The sequence below is a fragment of the Paraburkholderia sp. BR14320 genome (assembly GCF_040948665.1).
GTDB lineage: Bacteria > Pseudomonadota > Gammaproteobacteria > Burkholderiales > Burkholderiaceae > Paraburkholderia > Paraburkholderia youngii.
The window spans coordinates 1-8,552 of sequence record NZ_JBFPKG010000101.1; the positions used below are offsets into that span (position 1 = coordinate 1).

The window sequence follows — 8,552 nt, forward strand, 5'->3', positions numbered from 1 at the left end:
AACGAAAAGCAGGACAAACGGGAACGCGGGCAACAGCGAAAGCAGCCGCGTGACACAGGTCCCGGGTGGGTCAGATTTACTTCGGCGAATCGCCGAAAGGCGGGTCAGAATTCAATCGGCGTTGACATGTATGTCGACGATGCGACGAGCCGGCTGATGGCATTGCATTTCACGGCGACCGAATCGACGTTCAGCTACTTTGAAGCGACGCGTGCATACATCGAGCAGCACGGCAAACCAGGCGCACTGTATAGCGACAAGTACAGCGTGTTTCGCAAGACGGGCGCGAACAAGGATGGCAATAGCGTGACCCACTTCGGCCGTGCCATGTACGAACTGAATATCGACACGTTTTGCGCGAACAGCAGTCCGGCCAAAGGCCGCGTCGAGCGCGCCCATCTGACGCTGCAGGATCGTCTCGTGAAGGAACTGCGGCTGCGTGGCATCAGCACGGTCACCCAGGCCAATGCATACGCGCCTGCTTTCATGGCGGCCTATAACGCGCGTTTCGCCAAGCCGCCCAGGAGCAGTTTCGACGCACACCGGCCGCTTCGCGCTGACGAAAGCCTTGATCTGGTACTCACCTGGCGCGAGCCGCGCAAGGTGACAAAGTCGCTGACGGTGCAATACGACAAGGTCATGTACCTGCTGGAGGATACGCCGGAACATCGCAAGCTGATTGATCGATATATCGAAGTCTGGGAGTACCCGGATGCGCGTATCGAACTCCGGGTGGACGGTCGTGTTCTGCCATGCAGGCAGTACGACCGGCTGACCGAGATCGATCAGGCCGCGGTCGTCGAACACAAGCGACTGGGCCACGTGCTTCAGGTCTCTCAGGCAATTCAGGCACAACGCGATAACCAGCGCATCGGCAAGGCACCCTCCCGAACACATCTGGGCGCGCCAACCAAAGTCCAAAGTCGTTCGGCGGGCAAGAAGAAGCAACGCGAGTTCACGCAGGCTGACGTCGAACAGACGATCGTGGATCTTGCCCGGCAAAGACAGGCACAACCGCAATCTCGAAAACCTGGCCGGCGGTCTGCAAGGGACGGTGGAACAGGCGTAAGCGCCCTGCCAGTTCAAACGCTATCCTTCGACACTGCGTGAATAAAAACCGGGTGAGAGACCGATTCCCACCCCCTAAAAGCGGACATTTGAACTTGGCCAGTAAGCGGACATTTCAAAATGGCTTTGACATTGTTTGTTTTGGTGGACATGGACATGACATGTCATGACACGACAGGCGCGACATGGCATGGCCACGTCGTTTGAACGTAGCTGGGAGATTAGGGTGCATACATGATTTGTATTCCTTAATGATCAGGGAAGAATATGCTTCGAAATCTCGCGCGCGGTGCGAGTTGAGAAAGACTGTTGGCCGTCGTTTCAGATGCAAGGTGGCGGCGCAGACGTGACCTTTATTGCGGCATCCGGCCGCCGTCGATCTTTTCGAATCCCTGACGCAGGAGCGCCTCCTGTTCAGCAAATCTGTCCGCGCTCTTTTTCTTGAGCTTTTCGAGGTTTTGTAGTTTCCAGCGAATCGCAGGCAACTCGCTTAGGTAACCGTATGGCATCAGTGACCAGTCTGGCTCCAGACTAACCAGTGAGAAGAGAAACTCGCGATGTTCTGGAGTAAGCGCCGCAGGCAACTCACGGTCTAGCTTATCCTGAGTGGCCTCAAGCGTTGTCAGGTCGACGGCTTCGATGGTCAACCCGACAAATTCCTTTTCGTAGGCACCCGCCATGGAGTGCTTAGGGGCGAACAGGACCTCGTGAATCGGTCTGTTATGCCCTGCGAGGTAGCAGACGAACGCGTCGACGATATCGCGGCGCAGCCCGAGCGTTGGCGTGGAATACATGTGCAACACGTCGAACAGGTCGCGCGGGTGCTGACGGTCGAGTGCCGCGACCATCTTGCTACCGTAAAGCTCCGCTTCATGCAGAGTCGGTACCGTAATGCTCGTGTTGAACATCTCTTCTGCCGCTTGCACAAGGGGGCGATCCACCGGGTCGAGCAAGGTTCCCCGGAACACATAGTTCACCTCTACCTTGACCGAGGTTTGGCCCGAGATAACAGTCAGCTTCACTTCGTCGCCCTTAGCCTTGCCTGACGTGGTCGCTGTCGAAAACTTGACGGCATGGCCCTCCGCTTCGATCTGCGCGCGGGCGCGGTCGAGTTCACCGCTGATCGCTGCGATGGCGTCGTCGCGGCCCAGATCCCTGCGAACCATGACCACATCGATGTCGACCGAGAGCCGAGGCATCGCCTGCAAGAACAGGTTCAACGCCGTTCCGCCTTTCATGGCGAACAGAGAAGTATCAAAGATGATGGGTGTTACGCCGAGCATCAGCCGCACCGTGTCTACGTAAATGTCGTTCATCGTGGTTTGAGAGTGAGTCGCTCACCGTTTTTGGTTTTATGCGTCCATCGTTTGCCCTGACTCAGGCGATCGATGTGCCTTTGAAGATCCCTGGCCCAGGAGAACCCTGCATCGGCACCGAAATCGCGAACAAGGACGGCGACCTTCACGCGAGTACAGTGGTTCAGGAAGTTGTCGAGCACATGGGGCCGGATATTACGCAGGCCGACCATAAGGTTGGTCGCTTCCTCCATGGTCTGACCTTTTCCGACATCACTCGCGAGTTCAAGTAGGGCTCTCTCCGGGATCGACACCAGCACGGCGGGGTCGCCTGCTGGCAGGGGTTTAAGGCCCTCCTCGTAGCGAAACTCCTCGTCAAATAGCGTGGTTGTCTGGTACGAGTAAAGCAGGTGTTCGCCTATCCAGTCAGGAAAGGCATAGGGCTTCTGTCCCCACAGAACAACGCGCTCGCGGAACGCAATGTTGTGGCGGACGCCCTGCCAGGAGAGAGCGGTCTTTCCGGCGACGTGCATCCCGGGGACGCGACGACTCAGAAACGCGATCGTGCCGTCTCGCGTAGGGACATCACCGGTCACGAGGTATGCGCCTCTTGAAAGGCGTTGAAGCCAGCCCGCTTTGACGAGGTCGTGCGCAAGCGCCACGCTGACACCCATGTCTCGCAGCATTTCGGAATCCAGTGGGTGGCCACGTTGGGTCTCCTGTAGCAAGCGCTGGACGCTGGTTCGGTTACTCATTGTTAGCGCATAATTTGTTCGGAGAAAATCCGGGAATTACTCGATTATTATCCAATATTCCATGCGAGTGCAAGCTGGTACAGCGTGATACGTCCCCAAATGTGGTAAGCGCACTAGCGCATAGCTTTTTTGCTTCAAATCAAGTCCCGCAACCACTTGCGCCGATGAAACTATGCGGCCGGTGTGGGCTTCGCATTTGGCCCTCCCTCAGAGGGGCGGAAAGTGGGACACCTCTCGTGCCGTAACGCCCGCTGGCCAGCCTGACACAATGCGGCCTGGCGCGCCGGTTTCAGGCAAGCTCCAACTGCTGTCCGTCTCCAGCCGCGCGCACCTGATAGCCCATCGCGCGGTACCCCCGCTGGCGCTTCTCCCACATACGGAGCAGTGCCGGGTGACCTCCGTCGACATAGTCAATCACCCGTACACCGGTTTTACCCGAATGCGCGCGATGTAACCGGCCAGCGTACTGCTGCAGCGTGCCTTTCCATGCCACGGGCATGGCGAGCACCAGCGTATCGAGCGCCGGATGGTCAAATCCCTCGCCAACGAGTCTGCCAGTGGCCAGGACGACGCGAGGGACGTCATCGGCCAGCGCGTCAAGGGCGGCAAGCTGCGCCGCACGCGCTTTTTTCGTGAGACGCCCGTGCAGCACGAAAAGCGGCCCGATTGCTTCACCCAAAGTCTTCTGCAGGCTTTCGAGATGATCCGTCCGTTCGGTGAGAACCAGCACCTTGCGTCCTTGTCCGAACTGCTCGCGAATCGCCGCAGCAATCATGTCCGTCCGAGGTGAATCCTGTGCAAGATGCGCGAACACCGTCTGGATAGGCTCGTCGAGCGCAACGTTCACGGATGAGGTGAGCCTTTGCGGGAACACCTCGAGCGAATGCGGCGCATTGGGTGGCAGACGCGCCGCATGCCGCACCGGCCCGCACAGCATGAACATCACCGGTTGCTGGCTGTCGCGCCGCACGGGTGTCGCAGTCAGTCCCAGCACGTAGCGCGCATTGACGGCCTTGAGCACTGCCTCGAAGGAATCCGCCGATACGTGGTGACATTCGTCGACAATGACGTGGCCGTAATGCCGCAAAAGCGCTCCGCGGGGGCCATCCGGTGCCACTGACTGCAGCATGGCGACGTCAATCCGGCCCGTCGACTTCGACTTGCCACCACCGATTGTGCCGATGTCATGGGGATCCAGCGCAAGAAACGACTGCAGGCGCTCGCGCCACTGATCCAGCAGCTCCCTGCGATGCACAAGCACGAGCGTAGTGACGCCGCGCCGGGCGATCATTGCGGCCGCCGTCACGGTCTTGCCGAACGCCGTTGGCGCATGCAGTATCCCCGTGTCGTACCGCAGCATGTCATCAACCGCCGCCTGCTGGTCGCCCTTCAGTGTGCCGGCAAACGCGACTACAAGAGGGCCGCCCGCGCAACGCTCGTCGCGGATGTCACCGGCGATTCCGTTGTCGGTCAGCAGCGTCATGACCTCGTCGAGGCAACCTCGCGGTAAAGCGATGTGTCGCGGGCAATTCTCGGCGCGGCCGATTATCCGCGGCTTGTCCCATACGCTGAAGCCGCGCGCCTGGGCACGGTAGAACTCCGGATTCTGGAATGCCGCGATCCGGACGAGGCGATTGAGCAGGGATTGCGGAAGCTGGGCTTTTTCAAAATAGAGCTGGTTTGCAAGCGTCAATGTCAGTGACGCCGGCATGTCTCCGGCCAGCCGCTTCGGCAGCGCCGGTGGCGGGTTCCATGGCTCGGCCTGGTCCTCTTCAGCGATGAAGGCGACGTCGAGCGGGTGGGCACCGCCGGTGGCGCGGAAAATTACCCCTTCGATATCTCGCCCGTCCATCGATCTGACCGACGCCAGGAAAGCCCACTGATCGGCAACAGGCTGGAGGGTTTCATCGACAAACACGCTGTGCCCGTGCACGCGAGGCTGCTTCTGCAGCGGCAGGGCGATCAGGTTGCCGAAGCCGCCTTTGGGCAGCACGTCCTGATTGGGAAAGAGTCGGTCGTATGACGACAGCTCAAGCTGGCGCGTTCGGGCGCACGTGTGGCTGATGATGGCCGAACCCAGCCGGCGCGCGTCACGCGCGGTGACGGCCGACGAGAAGAAGATCCATGCGTGCGCACCGTTACCCGAACGTGAGATCTCCAGCGACACGGGAACATCCAGTTCATCGCATGACTGCCGGAAGGCCATCGCATCGTCCCGCCAGCTTTCCTCATCGAAGTCGACTGCGAGCAGGTAGCAGGTGCCGTCCGGCATCAGCGGATACATGCCCAACGTGTGATCGCCGGCGAGATGTGCATAGATAACCTGATCGTCCAGCGGCAGCAGCATGCGATGCACACAATCCGCACAGCGGATGCGGGGCTTTTCGCAGATGCCCGCACGCCATTCGTTCGCGCACGCTGGTGCATAACCCGATTTCCCGGAATTGCGGCTTTCCCAGCGAAGGGGAAAAACGTCGGTACGGCCCCGGAAAAGGCTCCGGAAGAGGTGTACCTTCTGCTAGGGAGAAAGCGTGGAAGTCCCTGTGCTTCGCGCCATCAGCGATGGATAGCCTGACGGGGCAACCTCGCGCCTGCCGTGCTTAGGAACGGCCTCGCGCAGCAAGGCGGCGAGCCGGGCATTCTCGTCCTGCAGACGCGTGAGTTCTGCGAGCAGTTCTTCGCGTCTGCAATCCTCCCAACCTGAGCGCGACAACTTGACGTCATTCATCGACTGGTCCGGTGGAATGGGGCGGGATGCGCGCGCGGATTGCTACCGGTGGTGGGCCGCCGCACAGCTCGGTCTATTCATCGAAATCCCGCTGAAAACTGGCCGGGCCATCCTGCCCACCATAGTAGACGCCGAGCACCTGGACCGTCTCGCCCGTAACGCGGTACGCGATCACAATCCGGCCTCGATAGTGGTCGCGTGCAACGCAGGCAGCAGGTCATCGCGCGGCACGCCACGAAACGGGAAGCTTTCGAGCTGTTCGCAGAATGCTAATTACCGGTAATTATGTATATTATTAATTCATAATGCCAAGCTTAACTAGGCCTATTACCTTGCCCGACTGCACGCCAAGGGCAGCTTGCAGTCGGACCATTAATGGTTTAAATTTGGTCTTACTTCTATACCTCCTGGAGCCTTGGATGCATCTCGCCGATCATGTCAAGCCAATCAGTTACCTCAAAAGTGAAGCGGCGCAAATCGTCAAAGACCTGACTGAGTCGGGGGAGCCGCTCATCATCACGCAGAACGGCGAAGCGAAGCTCGTCGTTCAGGACGTGCGAACCTATGAATCGACGGAGCAGACCCTTGCGCTCCTGAAAATCCTGGCTGTCGGCCAGAAACAGATCGAACGCGGGGATCACGTCGATGGCGATGAGTTCTTTGCGGAACTCAATGAGCTCGATCGTCAGGAAAAGCTCCGCTGATGGTGGCACCGCTGCTGAAATACCGCATTCTCCCGACCGCGCGGATCGGCATGGACGAACTCAGAAGCTATGTCGTCCGCACCTTCGGATGGGAAACCTGGCGTCAGACATCGGCGCAACTGCAGGAAACGATCACGCAGGTTCGGCAGTTTCCCGCTAGCGGCCATACGCCTACCGAACTCGAGGGCTTTTTTGAGGACGGTTTCCGGCAGGCCCTTTCTGGCAAGAATCGGATCATTTATCAGGTCCGCGACGATACTATTTTCATTCATCTCGTGGTGGACGTGCGACGCGACCTGCCCTCCCTTCTTCAGAGAATCGCGCTTCGCCTGATGTAATGGGCACCGACCGCATCTTTGCGATCATGCCGCAGCGCCGCGTTGATACTCCGGCGCACACTGCTTCAACTTACGATCTCTGAGCGAGGCCGCTTATGCGGCGCTGCAGAGCATTCCCGCTAGAAAACGCCTCGGTATTTAATGCTATCCGCTCGTTTCCCGACTGCATGCTCGTGATCGAAGGCACGGCTGCGCGTCCCAACACTAAGGCGTTGCATCGCGAGCGTCTGCGGTCGAGCGAAAAGCACATAGCGAATCTGGTGCGACACCGGGCGCGTCTTGTCGAAACGCTCAACGAAGGTCGTGCGTCTTCGATGGATTAGTGGGCGGCTTTCAACTTCCGCTGCGTCCACGACCGTGTGCATACGTTCACCCGACCGCTTCCCTACGAAGCGATCCGCGGTGGCAAGCGCCGAAATCGGGGTGTTCGTCCTTTTCGTGCTTGTATGGCGCATTTATCCGCCCCCGCGCCTGGCCGGCGAGCGCATGATTGAGGGCGGCCAGCAGAACCGCACCACGCGCTGTAGTCCTGCGCGTCTGTGTGCATGCAGAACCGGTTCACGATCCAGCTATGCGCCGCCTTAGCGGCACATCGAGAAGCATCTCGCGATAGAGATCGATCGGAAAGCTCAGCGTTCCACGAAAATTCACATGCGCAAAATGCGCTGGGCCCGCAATGACCAGGTTTGTCAGCAGCGTCAAGGAGCCAGAAATCGCGATCATTTCGTCGCGGCGTCGCCCGCGCTCCGGCGCGATCTTGCCGGTGTGGATTGCACGCTGCAACTGATAGACCGATTCACCGCGGTTGAGCAGCGTATGCATTTCACGCCGGAATGCAATGTTGCTGAAGTAGTCGCACAGGAAAAGCGTGCGCAGTAACCTACCGAGGTGGTCGGCTGGCCGGTACACCGGGTCGCCCTGCGCCACGCTTCCGAACCGCTGCACGGCGACCATTGCGCTCACGCGCCCCGCATGAATTGATGCAACGAGGCGCAGCAAGTTCCTTCCAGCCGTCACGAATCGCCTTGATGGAGATCTCATGGGCGACGACCGCTGTCAGCCCCTCGGGCGCTGCCATGGCTCTCGGCAGATACAGTTTGCGTTCCGAGAGGTCGTGCAAACGCGGGCAGAGATCAAAACCGAGCAGCTTCGACACCGCCATCCCTACGTTCGTGTATCCGTGCGTGTCTACTGAAAGACGCAGCAGTCCACCGTCGTCACGGTTCTCGTTGTGACGGATCACGCCCTCGATCGCCACGCCAGCCTGGCGTTCGTTCCGCACGATGGGCTGGTTATAGACATTGCCGTGCTGATCCAGCACGTGCGTGTACATGCCTACCGCGTGGGGGCGACGTCGCGGATCGACCCGCGCATAAAACAGGTGCGGTGACGTGTCCAGACTCATGGAGTTGCTCGATGCCAGCCTTCCGTTACCCCAGAGTTCAGTAATCGGATGCGTGCGCTGGAATTCAACCACGCGGTCGTTTGCACGCGGCAGCCGACCGGGCATTTCAAGGAAGCGCATTGCCGTTGAAATGTGAGCCGCCCCGGGTTTTCCGGAGACCGTTTTGCTTGCGTCATGCCACAGTGACAGACTCAGCGAGATTTGCATAGTAAGCGGCTTCTGCCTCGGCAGGTGGAATATTGCCGATGGGGCCGAAGAG

Annotated in this window: 7 protein-coding genes and 1 pseudogene; 3 read left to right on the plus strand and 5 right to left on the minus strand. The window is 59.4% G+C overall.

Translation table 11 applies throughout. The features are described from left to right. Positions 1–1,110 (plus strand): ISNCY family transposase (locus AB3X89_RS38155; RefSeq protein WP_368587806.1); only part of this gene is annotated, 1,110 nt, incomplete at its 5' end. Positions 1,111–1,421: 311 nt separating this feature from the next. Here the strand turns inward: AB3X89_RS38155 and AB3X89_RS38160 are convergent. The 4 genes from AB3X89_RS38160 to AB3X89_RS38175 all read right to left on the minus strand — a co-directional run bounded on the left by AB3X89_RS38160 (position 1,422) and on the right by AB3X89_RS38175 (position 5,846). After that, entirely contained in the window at positions 1,422–2,384 is a 963-nt protein-coding gene (locus tag AB3X89_RS38160) for a nucleotidyl transferase AbiEii/AbiGii toxin family protein (protein ID WP_368587807.1), read from the minus strand. Next, positions 2,381–3,118 (minus strand): type IV toxin-antitoxin system AbiEi family antitoxin domain-containing protein, encoded by a 738-nt coding sequence (locus AB3X89_RS38165; protein ID WP_368587808.1) that lies wholly within the window; start codon positions 3,116–3,118, stop codon positions 2,381–2,383. Before AB3X89_RS38165 ends, AB3X89_RS38160 begins: the two co-directional genes overlap by 4 nt. Before the next feature lie 289 nt (positions 3,119–3,407). Further along, positions 3,408–5,465 (minus strand): DEAD/DEAH box helicase family protein, encoded by a 2,058-nt coding sequence (locus AB3X89_RS38170; RefSeq protein ID WP_368587809.1) that lies wholly within the window; start codon positions 5,463–5,465, stop codon positions 3,408–3,410. A 171-nt stretch (positions 5,466–5,636) separates the two neighbouring features. After that, a complete protein-coding gene (locus AB3X89_RS38175) occupies positions 5,637–5,846 on the minus strand; it encodes a hypothetical protein (RefSeq protein ID WP_368587810.1) in 210 nt (69 codons plus the stop codon). 419 nt (positions 5,847–6,265) lie between these two features. Here AB3X89_RS38175 and AB3X89_RS38180 point away from each other — a divergent pair, with 419 nt between their 5' ends. Both AB3X89_RS38180 and AB3X89_RS38185 read left to right on the plus strand, forming a co-directional pair. Next, positions 6,266–6,550 (plus strand): type II toxin-antitoxin system Phd/YefM family antitoxin, encoded by a 285-nt coding sequence (locus AB3X89_RS38180; RefSeq protein WP_368587811.1) that lies wholly within the window; start codon positions 6,266–6,268, stop codon positions 6,548–6,550. Further along, a complete protein-coding gene (locus tag AB3X89_RS38185) occupies positions 6,550–6,888 on the plus strand; it encodes a type II toxin-antitoxin system RelE/ParE family toxin (RefSeq protein ID WP_018435919.1) in 339 nt (112 codons plus the stop codon). The genes AB3X89_RS38180 and AB3X89_RS38185 overlap by 1 nt, the downstream gene beginning before the upstream one ends. Before the next feature lie 558 nt (positions 6,889–7,446). Here AB3X89_RS38185 and AB3X89_RS38190 read toward each other — a convergent pair. Further along, positions 7,447–8,425 (minus strand): annotated as a pseudogene (locus AB3X89_RS38190) (Tn3 family transposase); the annotation flags it as partial. Positions 8,426–8,552 lie beyond the last annotated feature (127 nt).

Excerpts from the sequence above, each read along its gene's own strand:
- AB3X89_RS38160 (WP_368587807.1), bottom strand. The coding sequence starts at position 2,384 with ATGAACGACATTTACGTAGACACGGTGCGGCTGATGCTCGGCGTAACA.
- AB3X89_RS38165 (WP_368587808.1), bottom strand. The coding sequence starts at position 3,118 with ATGAGTAACCGAACCAGCGTCCAGCGCTTGCTACAGGAGACCCAACGT.
- AB3X89_RS38170 (WP_368587809.1), bottom strand. The coding sequence starts at position 5,465 with ATGCTGCTGCCGCTGGACGATCAGGTTATCTATGCACATCTCGCCGGC.
- AB3X89_RS38175 (WP_368587810.1), bottom strand. The coding sequence starts at position 5,846 with ATGAATGACGTCAAGTTGTCGCGCTCAGGTTGGGAGGATTGCAGACGC.
- AB3X89_RS38180 (WP_368587811.1), top strand. The coding sequence starts at position 6,266 with ATGCATCTCGCCGATCATGTCAAGCCAATCAGTTACCTCAAAAGTGAA.
- AB3X89_RS38185 (WP_018435919.1), top strand. The coding sequence starts at position 6,550 with ATGGTGGCACCGCTGCTGAAATACCGCATTCTCCCGACCGCGCGGATC.